The organism is Bacteroides sp. RTP31139st1_H2_RTP31139_211217 (assembly GCF_040227615.1).
In the GTDB taxonomy this organism is placed as follows: Bacteria; Bacteroidota; Bacteroidia; order Bacteroidales; family Bacteroidaceae; genus Bacteroides; species Bacteroides uniformis.
Window position 1 is genome coordinate 16,600 of record NZ_JBCNZM010000033.1, and the last position, 22,762, is coordinate 39,361.

The following is a 22,762-nucleotide window of genomic DNA, read 5'->3' on the forward strand; positions in this document are numbered from 1 at the left end:
TAGGGCATTTCTTGCCGGAATAAGGACCAAGATTAATCATATTATCTACGATTTAGAATCTGTTATTACTAATCCTCCTTTGCTTTCTCTTCAGACGGAGGAGGATTCTTGGACTTCTTCATCCGCCCACTCTTCCGCAATGCTTCAGCGATAATCCACTGAAGCTGTCCATTGGTACTACGGAACTCGTCGGCTGCCCATTTTTCAATGGCATCCATCGTTGCAGCATCCACACGGAGGACAAAGCTTTTGGTTGAAGTTTCTTTTTTAGCCACTATTTATTTACTATTTAACAATTTACGATTTATGATTGAAGTTACTTTGATATAACCAAGTACCAATCAAAGAGTATTCTGCTTGCCCCGCACGAAGGAGGCAATGTCATCCATAACATATGCCGGGACGGGCGAAGCATGGCTATACTCAAACGGAGTCGCCTTGCCGCTGCCTTCCTGCAACAAGTGATTCAATTTCGGATAAGATTTGAAGTACGCATTCTTACAACGCAACAGACCGGAACGCCATAAACCGAAGTCTTCCATAGTCACTTGATAATCTCTCTCCCCTTGAAGAACAAATATGGGCAGCTTTAGTTTAGCGGCAACCTCCACCGGTTTGTAAGCGTTGGCAAACAGCCAATATGAGCGGGGCTGCCCCAATGGTAAGGGAATTGCCTCATCGAACTCTTCGGTACCAAGCTTTTTGACATTCACCAACTGTTGTTTCAGTTCATCAAGTTGAGCCTTTACATTGACTGAAGAATCCGTCAAAGAAGAGGTATAATAAAACTGTTCCTCAAGAGCATCTTCAAGCGGTCTTGCCAGTCCGGCAAGGATAATGATACCTGCCAAACCTTTCGAACGCCCGGCAATACGGGGAGCCAATGTACCTCCCAGGCTGTGCCCCAACACATACACACTGTCAGGAGCCAGCTCGGGCAAAGCCCTTACCTGCTCCACTATGGCAACGGCATCGTCCACGGCCTCAGTATCATAATCGAGTTCGCGACCGGCAGGAACGCAAGCCGCACCATATGCTTTTGTCCGTTTTTCATAGCGGACGACGGCAATGCCGCGTTCCGCCAATCCCCAGGCCAGGTCACGGAAAGGCTTGTTGGGACCTATCGTCTCGTCACGGTCGTGAGGACCGGAACCATGTACCAGAATAACACAAGGAACCCTGCATACATCCGAACCGACTGCCCTCTTGGGCAAAGTCAACGTTCCGGGAAGCTTGTAGCCGTCGGCTCCCAGCGTAATATCCCTTTCATCCATTTTTGTCTTATCATAGGCTACCGGTTGGGCAGTGCTAACAGCAGGTGCAGGGACTAGCCGGATTGTATTCAGTGCCCCGTCAGCATCAAAAGCCACTAGAAAGCGGAGATTATAACGTTCAAATTCCACATCGGAATAATAGATAGTAATTCCCTGGGCAGAATCGGTCTTCCATTCTCCTTTTGATATGGATTTACCAAACATTTTCTCTGCTTGCCGGAAAGAATCATTGAAGAGTGCCGGAGCCAGTTTCTCCTGCAGCTCCCGGTTCAATGCCGCATGGATGCTGTCACCTTGCCCTGCCACAAACAATTCATAAATGTGCTGCGCGCGCGCAGTATTCGCATCTTGTGCAAAGCCCCCATATACATTGCCCAGCAAGAGCAGTATAAGAGCCCACCGTCCTATGCCTCCCATCTCTTTCATCCGTATCCTTTATCAATGGTTCAACGTTCCCGTATTGACTACCGGTTGGGCAGCCTCGTCCGCACAAAGCACTACCAACAGATTGCTGACCATTGCTGCTTTCTTGTCTTCGTCCAGTTCAACAATTTCTTCTTCAGAAAGTTTATGGAGCGCCATTTTTACCATAGAGACTGCCCCTTCCACAATCTTCTCGCGTGCCGTAATAATGGCAGATGCTTGCTGGCGACGCAGCATCACAGCGGCAATTTCGGGCGCATATGCCAGATAGTTGATACGCGCTTCCACCACTTCCATACCTGCCATGGCCAGGCGTTCATTCAATTTCTGCTCCAGCTGTTCATTGATTTCCTCACCGCCCGAACGAAGTGTCAACTCTTCCGTATCAGCCTCATTATCATCATAGGCATACTGACCGGCAACCTGGCGAAGAGCGGCATCACTCTGTATCATGACGAAATTTTCGAACGCATTCATACGGTTGGCCACCGCATTGCCAAGACTGACCTGGTTCGCATTACCCGCTGTCGGAGCGGATGCAGCCATTGTTTGTGAATCAATCTCAAACATGGCTTTATAGGTGTCCTTCAGCTTCCACACCAATACCAGTCCTATAAGAATAGGATTACCAATCTTATCGTTCACCTTTATCGGCTCCACATCCAGGTTGCGTGCACGAAGCGAAAGCTTCTTCTTATTAAGGAAAGGGTTTACCCAGAAAAAGCCGGTCTCCTTGAACGTCCCTTTATATTTACCAAAGAACACCATAGCACGCGCCTCGTTCGGCTCCAGCTCCATATAGCCGGCAAACATAATAAACCATACCAGACACAGACACACCGAAAGGATCAAGGTAGGCACAGAAATGATAAACCCAAAGATTATCACTGCCGTAAGCACTACCAAATGAAGGAACAAGGCCAAAAAGCCATTCATCTTGAAACCACTGAAACCACACTCTTTTGTTTCCATATTCTATAGATTTAATTGATATCATAATGATATTACAAATATATCAATTAAAATTAGATAAGAACAGAGAAGCAAGGAAGTTAACATATTGTATTAAGGATTATTAAGAACATGTATCCCCAGTACACAAAAATTCCGCTTGAGGGTCATAACTTACCTTCAAGCGGAATTTTCTTTTTCGACTTTGTCAGCAATGTATCAAGGCTGAATGACAAAAGACCGGCGCAGCAAACCAGCAGTCTGCGAGCTACCGCCCACCATAAGTTCATAACTGCCTTCGGAAACGCACATGGTATTGCTTTGCGGATTCCACCACACCAACTCTTTATCGCCCAAATCAAACTCTACATCGACCGTCTTTCCTGCCGGGATATGTACCCGTTTGAAAGCACGCAATGCCTTGCTCGGTCCTTCGACATCATCGTTTTTCTTCAAATAGACCTGCACAACCTCTTCACCGTCACATTTGCCGGTATTGGTTACGGGGACATTCAATCTCAATTTCTCACCGGACTTTATATTATCCGAACCAAGCACCACAGCGCCATAACAGAAAGAGGTATAGCTCAATCCATGACCGAAGGGGAAAAGCGGTTCCTGGGTCATGTAACGGTAAGTCCGACCGGTCATATTATAATCCTCAAAATCAGGAAGCTGTGACACATTACGGTAGAAGGTTACCGGCAAGCGTCCTGCCGGATTGTAATCACCGAACAAGACTTCAGCTACAGCCGTACCGCCTGCCTGACCGGGATACCATGCCTGCAGGATAGCTCCACACCTCCCGGTTTCCGGCTCCAAGCCGATAGGAGAACCTGAACAGTTCACCAACACCACCTTTTTACCGGCATGGTGCAAAGCGGCAATCAGTTCCCGCTGGACAGCAGGCAACTCAATATCAGTACGGTCGCCTCCTCTGAATCCGGGAAGCTCAACACCCATCTCCTCGCCTTCGAGGTTCGGAGAGACTCCTCCCACAAAGACCACGACATCAGCATCCTTTACACGCTCCACAGATTTCCTCACATCCACTTCATTCTTAAATCCAAGGTCAAAGTTCAACTGTGCATCGCTACGGAAATATTCAAAATCCAATTCAACGTCATACGTTTTTCCTGCTTGTACCTGCAAAGTATAAGCACTCTTCTGCCCACCGTGCTGATTGGAGAATCCTCTCACTTCCTCCCCATTTATCCGCAATCTCCCTGAGCCATAAGCATAGATGTCAAAGACCACCTCTCCCGACTGGTCGGGAGTGAATACGCTGTTGTAGGTAGCCGAGAAGTCGGTAAGGTTCACACCCGGAGCAAAAACCGTGGCACCGGATGTACAGAAATGGAAAGGAGTGGTCACTTGGGCAGTAGTGACTGGCTCACCGTCACGAGTCACGTTATTCCAGTAGCGTGCAGTAAATCCGGGTTTCCCGTCGGCAGTCTTGCAACGGTTGAAGACGCTCTGTATCTGAGCTCTCTCCACCCATCCGCAGCCTTGTTCATAAATAAGCCGGTCATCAGTCCCCAAGGCTTTTCTAATTCCGTCCAGAATGGTGACTGTGTGCGGAGGCATACCGTTATAATTTCCCCACTGCATCACAGAATCATTGGCGTTCGGACCCATCACGGCTACAGTCAGCCCTCCACGCTTCAACGGCAAGGTATTATCCTTGTTCATAAGCAGTGTCATTGACTTGCGAGCCATGTCGAGCGCCAGAGAGTCGTGTCCGGCAGAAGCCACCACAGAAAAAGGAATGCCGGTCCAGGACACCTTCTCCGGCTCGTCCATTTCACCCAAGGCAAAGCGAGCCGTCAAAAGACGCTTGACTGCTACATCCACTGCTTTTTCATCAATCTTTCCCTGCTTCACCGCTTCTACCAGGGCCTCGTAACTCGAACCGCACTCCAAGTCAGTTCCACTCAGCACCGCAGCCGCCGAAGCGGACTCTGCATCAGGATGCGTCTTATGACCATAGTCTCTGTAAAAATCGGCAATAGCTCCACAGTCCGAAAGGACAATACCGTCAAATCCCCACTCATCGCGCAAAATCTGCATCAGTAGGCGGTCGCTACCGCAGCAAGGATCGCCCTCAAAACGGTTGTAGGCACACATCACCTCCTTCACTTTTCCTTCTTTCACCAAAGCCTCGAAAGGAGGAAGATAAGTTTCATACAAATCACGGGGCTTGATATTTTCCGCATTAAACTCATGGCGGTTCCATTCCGGACCGGAGTGTACGGCAAAGTGCTTGGCACAAGCATGCAGCTTGTCATATTTTCCATCGTTCGTACCCTGCAAACCTTTTACAACCATCACACCCATACGGCTGGTCAGATAAGGGTCTTCCCCATAAGTCTCTATACCCCTTCCCCAGCGGGGGTCGCGATAGATATTCACTGTAGGCGTCCACATCGTCAATCCTTGATAGCGTTCATGGCTTTCCTGGGATGTATAGTAGGCATTCTTGGCACGGGCCTCATCAGAAACAGCAGTAAATACCTCGTATACAGTCTCCGGCGAGAAGGATGCCGCCATACCAATCGGTTGGGGAAACACTGTGGCCAGCCCGGCACGCGCCACTCCATGCAACGCTTCATTCCACCAGTTATAGGGCTTGATGCCCAGGCGTTCCACTGGTTTGGAGCTGTCCATCATCAAGGACACCTTCTCTTCGATCGTCAGTTCCTTCAGCAAAAGTCCGGCACGCTCTTCTGCCGGCAGAGATGCATTCTTGTAAGTAGCCTGTCCACATCCCGACAATAGGAAGAGTGGCAAAAGGTAAAGAAGTTTCTGTTTCATCATGGTTTTATATTAATCGTTGTTACAATCGCTTGTATCACAAAGATAAATATTTTCTTCCAATTGCCAACACGCAATAAACTTCTTATTATAGCCTCCTCTGAATATCCTCGTTACTGTTCCGCTGACCCTTACTACGTATATCACCACCGAAAGTATAGGATACACCGATACGGAAACTGGCAAAGGCAAACTGATTGTCGGCAATTATCTTCAACCCGTTGGACATGGTTTCCAATTTGGAATGGCTGACAAACAAATTGTTGACATTCAGGCTGAGGCTGAGCTTATTGTTCAACAACCGATAAAGCATACCTGCACTGACGCTGTAAGTGGGGCTCATCAGATAGATGCCCTGATACTGACGGGAAGAATAGGAACCGGACAACGTGGCCAGAAGAGTCTTCTTTTCATTGAAGAAGAAAGTGTTGCGCAGGCTGGCGTTATAAGCCCACCCTTTCTCCTCGGGAGAGGTGGTGGCAGCGCTGGAGGTGGTCCGGCGATAGCTCACTCCATGCTGGGCGTAAGTTTGTAGCCATTTGGTACGGAAAGTGTATGAATTGTTAAGCCCGAAAGCATGCGTCTGCATGAAATTCTCCCAAAGGAAAGAGGTCACATTCGTTTCAGCATCCAAGTCCACAACCTGGAAGAAGACATCGTCCGAATAAGAATAATAGGCAGAAACATTGAAGTTATTCTTCAACGTATATCCCAGTTCGGCATTGTAAGTATAACTGGGTTTCAAGTCTTCACGACCGCAAGCGTAAGTGTACTTGTTCTGATAGAACGGAAAAGGATTGACCATATTCTGTGACGGACGGGAGATGCGGTTGGAGAAACTGAAGTTCAGCGCATGCCCGTCTGTAGGCGAATAAAGCAGATAGACAGTAGGGAACAAGCGCGTATAGTCGTGCTTGTCCTCCGTATCCTTCGCTTCGGAAATACCGGTAGTGCGGGTGTGCTCCATACGCAAGCCCAACTGCATGGAAAAACGTTCGGAAAATTCACGGCTATAATCAGCATATAAGGCATAGATTTGCTCCTTGTAACGGAAATAATCATCCTGCACCAGCGTAGGGTCCGATGTATCGTAATTGATACCGTTGCGAGTGTTGGTAAAGGAGACCTTGGCACCTGCCGTTATCTTGTACTTTTCAAAAGGAAGGATGAAATCAAGAGCGGAGGAGACTACATCTACCTTGCGATGTTGCAGATAGTTGTAATCGAAGTTTGTGCCCGGAATCTCCGTACCGTCAGGCAGGAGAGTTTTCGAGAGAAAGCCCATATTTTCGTCCCGGTTGTCACGCAGGTAATCCACATCCCAAGTCATTTTCTTGCCTTTGTCATCCCAGACCTTATCGGTATGAAAATTCAGATTGAGGCGGTCGGAACCGGTATCCTTGTCACTGTTGGAGTACAGCAAAGAATCCAATACGGCGGTAGAGGCATCGTAAACTTCCGTCCATGAAAGGGCGTTGCCCGGTTTGGGAGCACTGTGATTATAGATGGCCTGCATACCTACAGTCCAGTCCCGTTCCAACGATACGTCCACACCTCCTTGAAGGTAGAAGCTATTCATGTAATTGGTGTAGTCGGCACGGCTGTTCCAGGTGTTCTGCGGAAAATAGCGGTAATTCTTCTCACGCGTCTCATAGTTGCCCTGCGTAGTACCTCCGTTGAGGAAGGATGACACGCGCCCCTTGCTGAGGTTCAAGTTTATCCCTCCATATCCGTAATTGTCCTTTTCACCGGTGCTGTAGGAAGCGGAAGCCGTACCGCCCACGTAATCTTTGGGGCGTGACTTCAAGCGGATATTGATGATGCCTGCATTTCCGGCGGCATCGTATTTGGACGGAGGCGTGGTAATCACCTCCACCTTCAGTATCTGGGAGGCGTCATAGGAACGGAGGTAATCTATCAGTTCATCTCCCGACAGCTTCGTCTCACGGTCGTTGATATAAACCTTGATACCCCCTTTACCTATAATACCAATACTGTTTTGTCCAACCTGCAGACCGGGCACTTCACGCAGAAGGTCGAGTGCACTGCCTCCGGCAGAGGCTATGGTATTATGTGCATCGAACACTACCCTATCCACCAGACGCTTGATAACGGGACGCGCGGCCGTAACGGTCACTTCGTCCAGCAAGGCGGAAGAAGATTTCAATGTCAATTCGCCAACGTTTTTGTTTCTTTGCAGCACAACGGGAACGTAGAGGTCTTCGCTGCCGATAAGGGTAATATGCAACAAGTATTCTCCCAGTGGCTGGTCAAAGGAAAAACAACCTTGTGTGTCGGTCAGCATACCGGTAATATAGGTACTGTCTTTTGCCTGCTTCAGCAGCACATTCGCCACCTCTACCGGTTGGCGGTTCTCGTCCTGCACACAACCGGAAAGCCGGTAAGTCTGGGCGGAAAGGAAAGTGGCCATACTTGCCAAGGCCATCCATACCATCACTCTTTTTCTAACGTTGTTCAGTAGATTTTCTTTCATTATGCGTTTGATTTCAATGTTTTACTCTTTGTATTTCGCTGAAACAAAGATAGGGGTAAAACATGCCTCAAACGGTCTATATCGGGGAATAAAAAGTCTATACCCCAAGACTACAAATCACTACATATCAACACTTTAATTTTACAAAAGTCTATATTATGCCTTTTCCGGTCTATATGCTGCCTATAAACTCTACAATGCCTTCCTTCTCCCCCATCCCCAGTTTCTTGCGGATATTCGTCTTTCGCTGGTAAATGGTAGGAATGCTTTGTTGTGTCACCACACTAATCTCCTTCGTCGAGAAGTCCGCACAGAGCAGGCAGCAAAGCTGCTTTTCTTTGTCAATGAGCACATCTCCAAAACGGCTGTCCATCTTTGTGTAGAAGTTATCATACATCCGGTCTATGATAGGGTACAAGTCCTCCCATACCAGCAAACTCTCTACCGGCAGTTCATGGCTGGTAATACCCGAAATGCGGCGAAGCAGCTCCTGATTCTGCGAGGTAGGTTGTTTAGCCACCAGCCGTATCATGCCTAATTGCTGCAACAGTATTTTCCGGAAAAACTGTCCGTCTTCCTCCTTCGACTGGTTCTTGGTCGCATCTTCCAACAGCCGGGTCAGTGTTTCCGCCCGTTCTTCCGCTTCAATCAACCGGTTACGCCGGTTACGGACATAAAGGGACACACCGCCACCTGCAAGCACCAGTACCAACAGTGCCAGCAACAAATTCAACTGTGCCTGCTTCCGTTCCACCGTCAGAATCAAGTTGGCTTGCGAAAGCGTCTCCTTCGACTCGTCCTTACGCCGGACAGTACTCTGCAACGCAGTAAGAGCATTGGCTACAGAATCATTATAGCGCGCCACGTCCAGCACATCAAACGTACGGTGACGTGTATAATCTATCAATGCCCTATATACCGCCACCATATTCTCTTCCGTCAGAAACCGGTTCCGGCCCTCGCCACGTTTCCTCTCCTTATTCAAATAGTATTCCGCCGAATCAAGCAGCCCTTCTTTCAAGAACACTTCCACTTTCACCAGATCTCCCATACGCAACTGCACCGGGTCGATGACATACTGCTCCATACGACGAATAGTAGCTATTGCACCGGAAGGTTCATCAAAAGAGTAAGCCTGCATCTGGGCATAGTTACGCAAATAATGCACTATCTTACTGGTATCTCCTGCCTCCACTGCCAGTTCTATGCTGCGCTCCATGTAATAGGATGCAGAATCATTCTTGTTCAGCCCCATGGCAATTCCCATAGAGAAGAAGCTTCCGGCTCTTGCGTCCAAAGCTATGGCGGTACGGAAAGTTTCTATCGCTTTCTCATAATCTTTCCAGACATACACATACCAGTATGCCTTATCAATCAGCATATCAGCCATTCTTCCCGTGTCCTGCAGCGCCTTGGCCAAAGCTACGCCGCTGTCAATGGCAGCTATACACCGTTCGTGCTCTTTCAGCCAATACCAGTACCAGGCTTTCAACTGATAGGAAAACAGATTCTTCGCCGTGTCGTTGCGGAAGACGTAATAATCGGAAGCAGGCAATATCAAGGAATCTTCCGCCATCGAGTTGTGCCGTTTATAGTGCACATAAGCATTCAGCCATCCATACAACAGCCTCTCCTCATCCGAAAGTTGCGATGGCCTCTCTATCTGTACCAGCAAGGCATACACGCTGTCCACATTCATATTCACCTGCTTTTCTGCCAGATGTAACAGATGTGCCTCATTCATCTGCCGGCAGGTAACAAGGCACAGCAACGCAAACAATAGTCCAAGGAAAGGTAATCTATTCATAATATAGGAGATATAGTTTTTTCTATCATTTGTCTGCAACCGCAGTTTCCAGTTGCTTCAGCGCCTGCTCCAACACCGAACGCGGGCAGCCGATATTCAGCCGCATAAATCCCTTGCCCGGTTCACCGAACATGGTGCCGTCATTCAGTGCCAGGTGTGCCTTGTCCACAAATAATCTCACCAGTTCCTCCTGAGTCAGCCCCAATCCCCGGCAGTCCAGATAAATCAGGTAAGAAGCCTGCGGACGTATCATGCCGATGCCCGGAATATGCTCGCGCAGGTAGTTCTCCGTGAAATCGATATTGCCCTTTATATAGTCCAGCAGCTGTTCCAACCATTCCTCACCATGCATATAGGCAGCAGCCGCACCGATATAGGCCAACATGTGCCCTTCGCTGAACTCGCCCGCTTCCATGAACTCCTGAAAACGGTGGCGGATGTCCTCATTGAGGATAATGGCGTACGAACTTCCCAATCCCGGCATATTGAATGTTTTGCTGGGTGCCATGAAGGTGAGGGAATTCTGCGCGGCAGCCCCCGAAACAGTAGCAAAAGGATGGTGTTTGTAAGGTGGCAGAGTCAAGTCGGCATGAATTTCATCGGAGATGACAAACGTATGGCTTTCCGTACAAATATCAGCAATCCGGCGTAATTCGTCCACCGTCCATACACGCCCGCCCGGGTTATGGGGATTGCAGAGAATCAATACTTTGCATCCTTGTATATCCTTACGGAAACGCTCAAAGTCAATCTGATACTGTCCGTCTTTCAGGTCGAGCGGAGAGTAAACCACTTCGCGCTTCATGCGTTGCGTCACCAGGAAGAAGGGATGATAAACGGGAGTCATCACCATTACCCGGTCGCCGGGATTGGTGAAGCATTGCAATGCGAAGGCTTGACCGCGGACAATGCCGGGTACAAAAGTCAGCATCTCGCGAGTGACGTCCCAACCGTGGCGACGACTGAGCCAGCTACAAATGGAAGTATACCATTCCTCACACGCAGACGTATAGCCCAGCACTTCATGTTCAAGACGCTTCCGCAAGGCTTCCATCACAAACGGGGGCGTGCGGAAATCCATATCCGCCACCCACATGGGGAGGAGGTCATCGCGTCCCCATACACTCTTCACACCGTCCCATTTCACGGAGTCGGTACCACGGCGCTCTATTACTTCATCAAAATTGTAAGTCATATGCTTGCTTTTTTATAATTCAACGCATCAATTTGTCTTGTTTTTATACGACCCATTACCGCCACCTTATTTTTGTAAACAATAATCATATCGGGAAAAATATAAATACCGCCACATCCCACACTGCATGAGACAAGATAATAGCGGCAAAGCGGTTCGGAAAGAAACGGTAAAGCGCCCCCCATGCCGCCCCCACCACCAAAGCCGCCATGACCAGCATGAAGTTGCAGGAACCGGCATGCACCAGTGCATAAATCAAAGTAGCCACCACAAAACCCGCATTCGGATTCCAGCGTTTGGAAAGCGTGCGTTGCACATAGCCGCGCCAGAAAATCTCTTCCGCCGGCCCTATCAGCAACAGCAGCAATGCTGCCAGCAGCCAAGGAGACTCTCCCTCTTTCATCCCATAAATGGAGTCCACCTGCGGACGGGCAAAATCGAACATCCAAGATGACACCTTGTCTCCCAACCAGAAAACGCCCCACAAAGCAACAGCAATGCCAAGTCCCAGCAAGACATTCGGCAAGCTCCACTTCACCTCCCGCCACCAGCCGGGATTGAACAAGGTGGCAAACACGGACAGTGTGAGCGCAGAACCGGTCATCATCCACCAGAAATTCACGAAAGGAGCCGTCCAAGGCGAAAACATGACCGTCCACAGCACGGCAGCCAGCAGAATGGTAAAAATCAGCTTCTTCATGACAGCAGACCGGCTACAACGAACGACAACGTGAACAGCAGACTGAACAACAACTGGAGTTTTGCAGTCATCTCATCCAGACCGGCTATGGCACTTTCTCCCTTTCCGGGAAAACGGGACACCACCCGTACATTGCCTATGGCAGGAACCAGTGCCGGCATCACCAGCAGGGTCCATAAAGGAAGAGTTCCCGCAGCTATCAAGCCGGCTATCCAGCCAAAAGGAAAAAGGACTTCGGCACAATAAACGTACATCGACGCCTTTCCTCCCAGCTTCATGGCCAGTGTCTGAATCTCTGCACGGGCATCGGTACGCATATCCCGTGTATTATTGGCATGCAGAATGGCCACCGTAATCAGTCCCACCGGCAGAGCTATCCACAAGACATTCCAGTCAACTACTCCCGTAGCCACATAGCAGGTACCCAACGTCGGCAGCAAGGCATACGCCAAAAAGATGACGACATCGCCCAACGCACGATACTTGAGCGGCGGATAAAGCAACGAGCAAGCCGCGCCGCCTATACCGATGTACAGCAACGGCAACCCCGTACGCCACAGCAGGCCGACACCCGCAACAAGGGCAACTGCCAGCAATGCCATCGACAAGCCATATATCTCGCGCGGAGCAAACATCCCGTCGGTCAAGGTCTTGGCGCCAAAGGTATCCCTTGCATCGACCTTATGTTTGTAGTCAAAATAATCACTCCAGGTATTCCCGGCAGCGTGAAACACGACGATGTTCAGCAATGCCCAGATGCCGTTCACCCAGTTTATGTCCTGCCGCATCCAATACAGATATGCCAACGTCACCACCACCGGCATCGAAGAGGCGGGGAATGACCACGGACGCACCGCTATCATCCAATCTTTCAAAGAATGTTTCTTCATTTGTTATTTATCATTTATTTGTGCGCAAAAGTACGAAATATCTTCGCTTTTTTAAGTAATTTCGCGCACAAGATAAAAGAACCCCTTATGATAAAAGCTCTGTTTTTTGACATCGACGGAACCTTGGTCAGCTTCAAGACCCACGAAATTCCCGTTTCCACTATTGAAGCGTTGACTGCCGCCAAGGCCAAAGGCATACATATCTTCATTTCTACCGGACGTCCGCGCGTCATCATCAACAACTTGTCAGCCTTGCAGGAACGGAATCTGATAGACGGCTACATCACGATGAACGGCGCCTATTGCTTTGTAGAAGACACCGTTATCTACAAAAGCCCCATACCGACAGCGGAAGTGGATGCCTTGACAGCTTTCTGCCACGAACGCAACATCCCCTGCATCCTGGTGGGAGAGCACGACATCTGCGTGAACCAGCCCGGCGAAGTAGTGGAGGAAATCTTCCACCGCCAACTCAAAGTGGACCCCATCGAAGCAAAGCCCTATACCGACAGCCATGCCGACAAAGCCTTCTTCCAGCTGACTCCTTTTATCAACGCCGAGGAAGAAGCAATCATCCTGCCCGCCGTCCCCCACTGCGAGATGGGCCGCTGGCATCCTGCCTTCGTTGACGTGACAGCCAAAGGAAACACCAAGCAGAACGGTATCGACCAGATTATCCGCCACTTCGGCATCAAGCTGGAAGAGACCATGGCCTTCGGCGACGGAGGAAATGACATCAGCATGTTGCGCCATGCCGGTATCGGTGTAGCCATGGGCAATGCCAATGACGACGTAAAAGCTGCCAGTAACTACACAACCACTTCTGTTGATGAAGACGGCATCGCCAACGCCCTGAAATATTTCGGCATAGTCGGGAATCCATCATAAATCTGAAATCTTTTGAGCTTCGTTCCCGATACACAAAACAAAGAGTTTCAAGATGCCTTGAACCTCATCCAGTATACCCGTCAGTCCGTATTCCTGACGGGCAAGGCAGGTACGGGCAAATCGACCTTCCTGAAATATATCTGCGCGAATACGAAGAAAAAGCATGTAGTGCTTGCCCCTACCGGCATAGCCGCCATCAATGCCGGAGGCAGTACCCTGCACAGCTTCTTCAAACTGCCCTTCTACCCCCTGCTGCCCGACGACCCGAACTTCAGTCTGCAACGGGGACGCATCCACGAATTTTTCAAATACACCAAACCCCACCGCAAACTGCTGGAAGAACTGGAACTGGTCATCATCGACGAGATTTCCATGGTACGCGCCGACATCATCGACGCCGTAGACCGCATCCTGCGCGTCTATTCCCGCAACCTGCGCGAACCCTTCGGCGGCAAACAGATACTATTGGTGGGCGATGTGTTCCAGCTGGAACCCGTCGTCAAGGGAGATGAACGGGAGATACTGAACCGATTCTACCCTACCCCTTATTTCTTCTCTGCCAGGGTATTCGGCCAGATAGACCTTGTCTCCATCGAACTGCAGAAAGTATACCGGCAAACGGACAGCAAGTTCATCCATGTGCTGGATCACATCCGCAACAATACCGTCGGCTCTACCGAACTTCAGCTGCTCAACACCCGCTATGGCACCCAAATAGAGCAATCGGAAGCCGACATGTACATCACCCTCGCCACCCGCCGTGATAATGTGGACTACATCAACGACAAGAAACTGGCGGAACTTCCCGGTGACCCGGTCACCTTCTACGGCGAAATCATGGGAGACTTTCCCGAAAGCAGCCTCCCCACCTCGCAGGAACTGGTACTGAAACCGGGCGCACAAATCATCTTCATCAAGAATGACTTCGACCGCCGCTGGGTGAACGGCACCATCGGCGTCATCAGCGGCTTCGACCCTATTGAAGAGACCCTCTACGTCATCACCGACGACGGCAAGGAATGTGACGTCAAACGAGAGTCGTGGCGAAACATCCGCTACAAATACAACGAAGAAAAGAAACAGATTGAAGAGGAAGAGCTGGGTACCTTTACACAATATCCCGTGCGCCTGGCATGGGCCATCACCGTCCACAAGAGCCAAGGGCTGACCTTCAGCCGGGTAGTCATCGACTTTACCGGCGGCGTGTTTGCCGGTGGGCAGGCATACGTAGCCCTCAGCCGCTGCACCTCGCTGGAAGGCATCCAGCTGAAAAAGCCCATCAGCCGTGCCGATGTATTCGTGCGTCCGGAGATTGTCAGTTTCTCCGAACGCTTCAACAACCGCACCGCCATCGACCGTGCCTTGAAGCAAGCACAGGCAGACGTTCAATACGTTGCCGCCGCCAAAGCCTTCGACAAAGGGGATTTCGGCACTTTCCTGGATGAGTTTTTCAAAGCCATCCATTCCCGCTACGACATCGAGAAGCCCAACGTGCAGCGCCTCATCCGCCGGAAGCTGAACATCATCAACCGTCTGAAAGAGGAAAACCGTGCACTGAAACAAGCAGCATTGGAGAAAGAGAAAGCCCTTGTAAAGTATGCCCGCGAATACATCCTTATGGGTGACGAATGCCTGAAGCATGACATGAAGGAGGCAGCCATGAAAAACTATGAGAAAGCCGTCACCCTCTGTCCCAAATTCAAAGAGGCCTGGAAGAAGATAAAGAAACTGGAGAAAGAGATGCTAAAAAGGTGAATCGCTTGTTTATAAGCCGATTATTATCTATTTTTGCATGTAATATAAAACTCAAATCCATTTCTGCCATGCTTCTGAAACTTTATGAAAAAAATAACAATCCCGCCGACCTGCAGCAGGTGGTCGACCTACTGAATGACGGAGGTATCCTTATCTACCCTACCGACACCATGTATGCCATCGGCTGCCACGGACTGAAGGAGCGCGCCATCGAGCGCATCTGCCGTCTTAAAAATATCGACCCCAAGAAGAACAATCTTTCCATCATCTGCTACGACTTGAGCAAGGTCAGCGAATATGCCAAAGTGGACAACAGCACCTTCAAGTTGATGAAGCGTAATCTGCCCGGAGCTTTCACCTTCATTCTGAACGGCACCACCCGCCTGCCCAAGATATTCCGTAACCGTAAGGAGGTCGGCATCCGTATGCCGGACAATTCCATCATTCAGGAAATAGCCCGCCTGCTGGATGCTCCCATCATGACAACTACATTGCCGCATGATGACAATGAGGACATTGAATACTGCACAGACCCGGAACTGATTGACGAGAAATTCGGTGATATTGTCGATTTGGTAATAGACGGCGGTATCGGCGGTACGGAAGGCTCTACCGTAGTGGATTGCACCAATGGGGAGCCGGAAATCATACGCCAGGGGTTAGGCTGGCTGGACGAAGGATAAATATTGAATTCCGGCCACAATTTCCAAACCTTTTCAACTTCTTTTATGTTTCTTTACTAAGAAATACAGGAACTTTATGAGCACAAAAGAACAATACTGGAAATATTCATTGATAGCCATCATTATCGGGCTGGGAATCATTCTTTTCAGACAAATAGCCCCATTCATGGGCGGTCTGCTGGGAGCCTTGACTATCTATATCCTGGTGAGAAAGCAGATGATGTACCTTTCCGACAAGCGGAAAATGAAGCGCAGCATAGCTGCCACCCTCATTACGGCAGAGGCAATTCTCTGCTTTTTGGTTCCACTTGGGCTGGTGGTATGGCTGGCTGTGGTCAATCTTCAAAACATCAATCTGGACCCGCAAGCCATTATAGCTCCTTTCGAAGAAGCGGCCAACATCATTAAAGCCAAAACCGGCTACTATATCTTGGGGAAAGACACGGTGGCATACGTCATTTCAATTCTTCCCCGCATCGGGCAAGCCATCATGGGAGGTATCAGCAGTTTTGCCGTCAACATCTTCGTACTGGTCTTTGTACTCTACTTCATGCTGATAGGGGGCAAAAAGATGGAACAGTACGTCAACGACCTACTGCCGTTCAACGATGACAATACACAAAACGTCATCCACGAAATCAACATGATTGTCCGCTCCAATGCCATCGGCATCCCCTTACTCGCCGTCATACAAGGAGGAGTAGCCATGATAGGCTACTGGATTTTCGGTGCTCCCAACATCTTGTTCGCCGGTTTCCTGACCTGCTTCGCCAGCATCATCCCAATGGTAGGAACAGCGCTGGTATGGTTTCCGATAGCTGTCTACATGGCATTGATAGGCAACTGGGTTCAAGCTATCGGCCTGGCCATCTATGGCGGTGCAGTCATTTCACAGCTCGACAACCTGATACGCTTCATCATCCAGAAGAAAATGGCAGACATTCATCCGCTTATCACTGTCTTCGGAGTTGTAATCGGCTTGTCCCTTTTCGGATTCATGGGTGTCATCTTCGGGCCACTGCTCTTGTCACTATTCTTTCTGTTCGTGGATATGTTTAAAAGAGGGTATTTGGATGCAAGGGGGAAGACGACGGAATAAGTACTTAATAAAGCATGACCATAATAGGGTTACCTTCCTCTTCTACTCCCATTCTCCGTTGATTATCATCACTGAGTTCATCCGGTTGTAACAAAGCAAAAAAATGTCCATCCGAAGTGACTCCCCTGATTTGGATATGCTGATTATTCATTTTATCAAATAAGCTATCACCCTTTTGGCAAACAACAGTTTTCTTTTCCTTATGGTAAAATCCACAATATGACTGACTTTCTTCTAAATATAAGCTTGTATGAAAATGGAAATAGATGTACTCTGCATTCTCCAGAATATAGTCTATGGCTATTTTTTTATCACATCCTTCTACATCCAATTGCTGCTGCTCATTCCAGTGCCACTCACCCAGTTCAAAAACCAGATATGGAGTAAGTCCCTGCTCTGAAATAGTATAGATAGTATCATTAAAAGCTTGTTTCACTCGGATGGCATCCTTAGATTTCCATAACGAAGGGCTATTGATTGCCGTATAATATTTCCGGTCACCAACAAATTCTGCCATTGCCAAGTCACCTCCATAAGCAACATTGCCCCCCAACAAATTTGAAACCGACAAAACCTCATCCATGGGAAGCAGGGCTGAATTCCATGTAGCAATACCGGTCAATGACATCGTATTTCTATCCATATAAAAGACTGATGGCGTCTCCGGAGAGAGTTTCATTTTATTATGTCCCCAAATTCTGTCCGCATCCATCAAATAGTAATTTTGGGACAGAATACAATTGACTGTATCTTGCAATCGAATTCTATCCTTATATTTCCCATCAAATCCATATAGTAGGAAATCATTATTCCATCCCAATAGATAAACGGTTCTCCGAACCGCATCAGCCCAAAAGCTCACTTTCCCCCATGAATCCTTTGCATATCCTTCCGGATCAGTACCTACGTGTCCAATATCCCGAATATACTTCCCGTTAGTACGGTCAAAAAGTTTCAGATTCTGATGGACAGAAGATACCAATATCGCACTATCCATAATTATGCACTCCGAATATTTTCCTATAATAGCCTGCTCATTAGTCTCCAAAGGAATATAACTTATGCTGGAAAACAAATTTTGTACAGATTGTCCTTCTGACAATCTACTCATTGCTTCCGCAACATTAATTACATTGCCATCAATCTGCTTTTCGGAACACGAAGTTACAACCAACATCAATAATAAAAAGAATTTCCACATATATCTCATACCATTTCTATTCATTACTCTGAAAGTAGTAAAATATCACTTATCATCATTAATTACATTATTTAATCGATTCCGGCTCCATCACAAGGCGAAAACCTCCATACTCGTCACTATAATTCTCAATGTCGTAATCAATGTACGACACCCGACACCCCTCTGCTGTTCCTCCCCAACTTCCACCTCGCAATATTCGGCGGAAAAAAAGATAAGTACCCTCAAAAGGCCATCCCGGATGGATAGACTTACCACCTTGCTTGTATTCTTTAGTGTACAAATCACCGCACCACTCCCAAACATTGCCACTCATATCATACAATCCCAATTCATTGCTTTTTTTCAGACCTACCGGACGGGTAGTTCCAGCTTCTCCATATTGTCCGCCAGAGGAATTCCCAACATACCAAGCCACCTCACTTACCTGATTGCTGCCACTGTATTTATAGTGCTTACTTTTGTGTCCACCACGCGCTGCGTATTCCCATTCGGCCTCAGTCGGAAGACGAAATGTTTTACCGGTCATAGCATTTAATCTACCGATAAACTCCTGCGCATTTTTCCAGCTTACATTTTCCATCGGGCAATCTCCGCATCCCCCATTAAACGGCAAAATGGAATCAGTATCCATAACCGCCCTCCACAGCCTTTGAGTAACTTCATATTTTCCTATGTAAAAATCAGATACCGACTCCTTACGTGCTGGTTTCTCGTTATCCTCACAGTCACATCCCTGCTCATCTGTACATCCCATCATAAATGTACCTCCTTTCACAAAAACCATCTCAATAGAATCCCCATTCACAACAACTACAAGTTGCTGAATAGGAGTTTCATTCGACTGACATCGAATAAAAACAGTTATAAGACATATTGCCAAAACAACAGTCAATGCTTTAACTCTTCTTTTCATACTTTCATTAAGAACATTCTCTTCCTTAGTATTTCATACTATATATACGAATAGCACAAACATACTAAAAACAAATGAATTACGAAATTTACATAGAACTATTTTTCATATTCCACCACTTTCCTCAACGGAGCCAACAACCTTTCCAATACATTCTTGTCAGCAAGGATAATGTCTGCCGTACCTTTCAACTCACGCGAAACAGGCAGCTGTTTGCCGTAGTTGGTCTGCATGCCGTCAGGCAAAGTTATTTCTACTATATACATTCCCTCTTCCGTTGGAGCAGGAGAGATACTTGCAACCTGCCCTTTTACATAGCCAAACTCCTGGTCGGGATAATTATTCAGACGTATATGCACCCGCTGTCCCACATGTACCTTACCCGAACCCTGCAAAGGAAGTAGAGCCTTACCTAACACCCTTGAACTGTCGGATGGCTGAATCGTGAAAACCGTCTCACCGGCTTTCACATTCTGGTTACGACTCCAAACCGTCATAAAAGTAACCTTCCCCCTGACCGGACTTTTCAATAAATAAGAGTGCTCCCATGCACTCAATTGCGCGGCTAACTGCCCTATGGCATTCTTTAAATCAGTCCGACGACTCTGTTCCTCATCGTATGCTTGCTTACGTATATCCAACATATTCTCCTCATGTTGCACCAACTGCATTTCTGCCTGAAGCAAACTCATACGTACCTCTTCTTTAGAACGCAAACTTTGCAAATATCTGCTTCCAGACTCCTCAAATTCCGCAGCAATCATCGCCTTGCGCACATATAAAATAGAATCACGGATATACATACTCTCGGCAAGCTTTATATCCTTATCAATCAACTCATATTCCCGCTCTGCCAACCGAAGATAGGAGCGTTGTCCACCCAGTTGTTTTTCCTGAAAACGAAGTTTCCGAGCGTAATAGTCCAACTCCATAAAACGTGCATATTCTGTAAGTGAAGTAATGAAAGCTGCAAAAGCCGATTGCAGTTCCCCCAACTGCCAGCGCCTGCCGGCAAAAAACTCCACCCCTTCCCGCCAGTCATAATCTTGCGCTTCCCAGGCTTTCATCCTCTCCTTAAGAAAACGCACATCTTCAGAAGACGCAGCATTGCCAATCACTCCTAAATCCGCATCCGTACTCACCAGACTCCCATTCTTCACATAAAGTGTATCCAGCTTCCCCGTAGCATGTGACAGCACAAAGGCGGGAGGCTCTTCCGTAGCCAGAGTCACCTCTGCCGCCAAGGTGTCCGGATACCTGAATATCCAACAACCAACCAGTATCATCAGCAAAATCAACGCCAAGACAGTGATTCCACACCTTACTACCCAGGGAGAGATATGGTTCATCACCTCCTGCACTTCTTCACTGCGGAGTTCTATATCTTTATATTTCTTTTCTTCCTCCATTCATTAACTACCCAATTCCAACTGGTTCTTAACCAGCCGGTAATATAGTCCTTTCCGCTCCGTCAGTTCCCGATGGGTACCTTCCTCCACAATGCATCCCTTATCCAGTACCACAATCTTATCGGCATCCTTCACCGTGCTGAGCCTATGCGCCACTACCACCACGGTTTTTCCTTTATAGAATTCATGCAGATGTTCCATAATCTCTTTTTCATTATTTGCATCCAAGGCATTGGTGGCTTCGTCGAAGAAAAGAAATTCCGGATTTTTATACACAGCACGTGCTATCAGCAAACGTTGTTTCTGCCCTTGGCTGATACCATTCCCCTCCATACCGATTTTGGTGTTATATCCCAATGGAAGAGAATCTATAAAATCACGGATATTGGCCACCGTCACGGCGTGACGTAGCCGCTCCACATCAACCTGCTCCTCTCCCACAACAATATTCTGCGCAATGGTTTCCGAAAAGATAAAACCATCTTGCATCACGGCTCCCGTCTTGGCACGCCACAAATGAGGATTTATGTTCTCCAACGAAGCATCACCCACCTTCACAGCCCCCTTATTGGGCGAATAGAAACCAAGCATCAGTTTCACCAGAGTAGTCTTTCCACTCCCGCTCGCACCTACAATAGCTGTCACTTTATGTTCGGGAATCACCAAAGAGACATTATCCAGCACATAGTCTCTATCCGCTCCATCGTAACTGAAGCACACATTTTCCATTCTCAGCTCCCGCTTCTCAGGCAAAACAGACAATTTGGAAGCAATATCCTGCTCCTCATCCGGTTTCCCATGTACCTCATTCAGCCGTTCCAGACTTATCTTGGCGTCCTGAAACTGCTGCGCAAATCCTATAAAAGAAGAGACCGGCGCACTGAGCTGACCGATGATATAAGTCAGAGACATCATCATACCCAGTGTCATCTCCCCTTCCACCACCGCCTTTGCCGCAATAAACGAGATTATAATATTCGTGGTCTGATTGAAAAATACAGAACCTACTTGTTGTACTTGCCCCAAAGCCAACCCTTTTACGCTGATTTTAAACAGTTTCACCTGAATACGCTCCCACTGCCAGCGCTTCTGTGTCTCGCAGTTATTCAACTTTATTTCCTGCATAGCGGTCACCATCTGCACAAGGTTACTCTGCTCTCCGGCTGCTTGTGCAAACCGACGGATATCCAATTCACGGCGATATTTCATAAAAGCAAGTATCCAGGCAATATACAAGCTGTTACCTAAAAGAAAGATTCCCAATACCACCAAATTGTAGTAAGCAAGTACAATAGCAAAGATGAAAAAACTGACAAAGGAAAAGAGCGTACTAATAGAAGAACCTGTCAGAAAATTCTTTATACGGTCATGGTCACCAATGCGCTGTATAATGTCTCCCACCATCTTCGTATCAAAAAAATGAAGCGGCAACTTCATCAACTTTGCCAAAAAGTCCGAAATAAGGGAGATGGATATACGCGTATTCACATGCAACAATATCCAGCTACGGATAAACTCTACCGATAGTTGTGATACCGAGATTATAATCTGCGCAACCAGCACTAAGGTAATAAAGCTCAAATTTCCGTCACTGATACCCACATCCACCAAGGCTTGCGTAAGAAAAGGTAGGATAAGCTGAAGTAAGCTCACCACCAACATGCCCAATATCAGCTGAAACAACTCTTTCCTATAGGGAGTCAGATAACGGAAGAAAAAACGCAACCCTCTTTCTTTCAGTTCCGGTTCTCCCTCACCATTATAAAAGTCAGGAGTGGGTTCCAGTGCAAGTGCAGTCCCCTTCTCTTCTCCGTCCGATTTGGTAGCTAACCAGCATCGCTTCAATTCCAGTTCATTATACGTAACCAACTGAGTTGCAGGGTCTGCTATTCTAAACGAGTATTGCCCTTTCTTTTTCTTAACATCATAGCAAACCACAAAATGACTCTGATTCCAATGCAAAATGCAAGGCAGAGGAACATCTTCCGCCAATTGTTCAAAAGAGACACGAACTCCGGACGTTCTGAAACCAATAGACTCAGCGGCATCGCTGATGCCTAACATGGAAACACCATTGCGAGAAATAAAAGAACGGGCACGCAAAGTCTGCAAAGAATAGCTCTTACCATAAAACTTAGCTATCATACGTAGGCAAGTAGGACCACAATCCATGGCATCAAGCTGACGATAATATGGGAATACGTCCACTTATTCAATTGGTATATTACATCATTAGTGTCCACTAAAAAATCATAGTCGTTCT

At 47.8% G+C, this 22,762-nt stretch carries 17 protein-coding genes; 4 read left to right on the forward strand and 13 right to left on the reverse strand.

Annotation, left to right across the window (positions count from 1 at the left end):
- Positions 1 to 68 precede the first annotated feature (68 nt).
- The 9 genes from ABUA47_RS07680 to ABUA47_RS07720 all read right to left on the reverse strand — a co-directional run bounded on the left by ABUA47_RS07680 (position 69) and on the right by ABUA47_RS07720 (position 12,548).
- The gene (locus ABUA47_RS07680; protein ID WP_005823802.1) at positions 69 to 275 is read right to left on the reverse strand and encodes a hypothetical protein; all 207 of its coding nucleotides are present in this window, start codon (positions 273 to 275) and stop codon (positions 69 to 71) included.
- 66 nt (positions 276 to 341) lie between these two features.
- A complete protein-coding gene (locus ABUA47_RS07685; RefSeq protein ID WP_035450019.1) occupies positions 342 to 1,700 on the reverse strand; it encodes an alpha/beta fold hydrolase in 1,359 nt (452 codons plus the stop codon).
- Positions 1,701 to 1,712: 12 nt separating this feature from the next.
- Entirely contained in the window at positions 1,713 to 2,669 is a 957-nt protein-coding gene (locus ABUA47_RS07690) for an SPFH domain-containing protein (RefSeq protein WP_009037114.1), read from the reverse strand.
- Positions 2,670 to 2,867: 198 nt separating this feature from the next.
- Complete coding sequence (xyl3A, locus tag ABUA47_RS07695) at positions 2,868 to 5,462, reverse strand: xylan 1,4-beta-xylosidase (RefSeq protein ID WP_035450071.1); 2,595 nt, start codon at positions 5,460 to 5,462, stop codon at positions 2,868 to 2,870.
- Positions 5,463 to 5,550: 88 nt separating this feature from the next.
- Positions 5,551 to 7,956, reverse strand: a complete 2,406-nt coding sequence (locus ABUA47_RS07700) for an outer membrane beta-barrel family protein (RefSeq protein ID WP_035450021.1) — start codon at positions 7,954 to 7,956, stop codon at positions 5,551 to 5,553.
- A gap of 172 nt (positions 7,957 to 8,128) precedes the next feature.
- Entirely contained in the window at positions 8,129 to 9,763 is a 1,635-nt protein-coding gene (locus ABUA47_RS07705) for a helix-turn-helix transcriptional regulator (protein WP_035450024.1), read from the reverse strand.
- A gap of 25 nt (positions 9,764 to 9,788) precedes the next feature.
- Positions 9,789 to 10,958, reverse strand: a complete 1,170-nt coding sequence (locus ABUA47_RS07710) for a MalY/PatB family protein (protein WP_005835307.1) — start codon at positions 10,956 to 10,958, stop codon at positions 9,789 to 9,791.
- A gap of 85 nt (positions 10,959 to 11,043) precedes the next feature.
- The gene (locus ABUA47_RS07715; RefSeq protein WP_009037118.1) at positions 11,044 to 11,658 is read right to left on the reverse strand and encodes a CPBP family intramembrane glutamic endopeptidase; all 615 of its coding nucleotides are present in this window, start codon (positions 11,656 to 11,658) and stop codon (positions 11,044 to 11,046) included.
- Positions 11,655 to 12,548: a prenyltransferase gene (locus ABUA47_RS07720; protein WP_035450026.1), complete on the reverse strand. Its 894-nt coding sequence runs from the start codon at positions 12,546 to 12,548 to the stop codon at positions 11,655 to 11,657. The genes ABUA47_RS07715 and ABUA47_RS07720 overlap by 4 nt, the downstream gene beginning before the upstream one ends.
- An 87-nt stretch (positions 12,549 to 12,635) precedes the next feature.
- On the opposite strand from ABUA47_RS07720, the gene ABUA47_RS07725 reads away from it, so the two are divergent.
- The 4 genes from ABUA47_RS07725 to ABUA47_RS07740 all read left to right on the forward strand — a co-directional run bounded on the left by ABUA47_RS07725 (position 12,636) and on the right by ABUA47_RS07740 (position 16,973).
- Complete coding sequence (locus tag ABUA47_RS07725; RefSeq protein ID WP_016272569.1) at positions 12,636 to 13,436, forward strand: Cof-type HAD-IIB family hydrolase; 801 nt, start codon at positions 12,636 to 12,638, stop codon at positions 13,434 to 13,436.
- A 12-nt stretch (positions 13,437 to 13,448) separates the two neighbouring features.
- Positions 13,449 to 15,191, forward strand: coding sequence for an ATP-dependent RecD-like DNA helicase (locus tag ABUA47_RS07730; protein ID WP_009037121.1), 1,743 nt, complete (start codon positions 13,449 to 13,451; stop codon positions 15,189 to 15,191).
- A gap of 68 nt (positions 15,192 to 15,259) precedes the next feature.
- A complete protein-coding gene (locus tag ABUA47_RS07735) occupies positions 15,260 to 15,874 on the forward strand; it encodes an L-threonylcarbamoyladenylate synthase (RefSeq protein WP_005823828.1) in 615 nt (204 codons plus the stop codon).
- A gap of 76 nt (positions 15,875 to 15,950) precedes the next feature.
- Positions 15,951 to 16,973: an AI-2E family transporter gene (locus tag ABUA47_RS07740; RefSeq protein WP_005823830.1), complete on the forward strand. Its 1,023-nt coding sequence runs from the start codon at positions 15,951 to 15,953 to the stop codon at positions 16,971 to 16,973.
- Positions 16,974 to 16,977: 4 nt separating this feature from the next.
- Here ABUA47_RS07740 and ABUA47_RS07745 read toward each other — a convergent pair whose 3' ends face one another.
- The 4 genes from ABUA47_RS07745 to ABUA47_RS07760 form a co-directional block, all read right to left on the reverse strand.
- A complete protein-coding gene (locus ABUA47_RS07745) occupies positions 16,978 to 18,174 on the reverse strand; it encodes a 6-bladed beta-propeller (RefSeq protein WP_230589359.1) in 1,197 nt (398 codons plus the stop codon).
- Positions 18,175 to 18,241: 67 nt separating this feature from the next.
- Positions 18,242 to 19,090, reverse strand: a complete 849-nt coding sequence (locus ABUA47_RS07750) for a formylglycine-generating enzyme family protein (protein WP_035450030.1) — start codon at positions 19,088 to 19,090, stop codon at positions 18,242 to 18,244.
- A 98-nt stretch (positions 19,091 to 19,188) separates the two neighbouring features.
- Entirely contained in the window at positions 19,189 to 20,499 is a 1,311-nt protein-coding gene (locus ABUA47_RS07755; RefSeq protein WP_008665559.1) for an HlyD family secretion protein, read from the reverse strand.
- Positions 20,500 to 20,502: 3 nt separating this feature from the next.
- Positions 20,503 to 22,707 (reverse strand): peptidase domain-containing ABC transporter, encoded by a 2,205-nt coding sequence (locus ABUA47_RS07760; RefSeq protein WP_008665562.1) that lies wholly within the window; start codon positions 22,705 to 22,707, stop codon positions 20,503 to 20,505.
- Between the last annotated feature and the right edge of the window lie 55 nt (positions 22,708 to 22,762).

Coding starts and splice junctions, on each gene's coding strand:
- ABUA47_RS07685 (WP_035450019.1), bottom strand. CDS start 1,700: ATGAAAGAGATGGGAGGCATAGGACGGTGGGCTCTTATACTGCTCTTG.
- ABUA47_RS07690 (WP_009037114.1), bottom strand. CDS start 2,669: ATGGAAACAAAAGAGTGTGGTTTCAGTGGTTTCAAGATGAATGGCTTT.
- xyl3A (WP_035450071.1), bottom strand. CDS start 5,462: ATGAAACAGAAACTTCTTTACCTTTTGCCACTCTTCCTATTGTCGGGA.
- ABUA47_RS07700 (WP_035450021.1), bottom strand. CDS start 7,956: ATGAAAGAAAATCTACTGAACAACGTTAGAAAAAGAGTGATGGTATGG.
- ABUA47_RS07705 (WP_035450024.1), bottom strand. CDS start 9,763: ATGAATAGATTACCTTTCCTTGGACTATTGTTTGCGTTGCTGTGCCTT.
- ABUA47_RS07710 (WP_005835307.1), bottom strand. CDS start 10,958: ATGACTTACAATTTTGATGAAGTAATAGAGCGCCGTGGTACCGACTCC.
- ABUA47_RS07715 (WP_009037118.1), bottom strand. CDS start 11,658: ATGAAGAAGCTGATTTTTACCATTCTGCTGGCTGCCGTGCTGTGGACG.
- ABUA47_RS07720 (WP_035450026.1), bottom strand. CDS start 12,548: ATGAAGAAACATTCTTTGAAAGATTGGATGATAGCGGTGCGTCCGTGG.
- ABUA47_RS07725 (WP_016272569.1), top strand. CDS start 12,636: ATGATAAAAGCTCTGTTTTTTGACATCGACGGAACCTTGGTCAGCTTC.
- ABUA47_RS07735 (WP_005823828.1), top strand. CDS start 15,260: ATGCTTCTGAAACTTTATGAAAAAAATAACAATCCCGCCGACCTGCAG.
- ABUA47_RS07740 (WP_005823830.1), top strand. CDS start 15,951: ATGAGCACAAAAGAACAATACTGGAAATATTCATTGATAGCCATCATT.
- ABUA47_RS07745 (WP_230589359.1), bottom strand. CDS start 18,174: ATGTGGAAATTCTTTTTATTATTGATGTTGGTTGTAACTTCGTGTTCC.
- ABUA47_RS07750 (WP_035450030.1), bottom strand. CDS start 19,090: ATGAAAAGAAGAGTTAAAGCATTGACTGTTGTTTTGGCAATATGTCTT.
- ABUA47_RS07755 (WP_008665559.1), bottom strand. CDS start 20,499: ATGGAGGAAGAAAAGAAATATAAAGATATAGAACTCCGCAGTGAAGAA.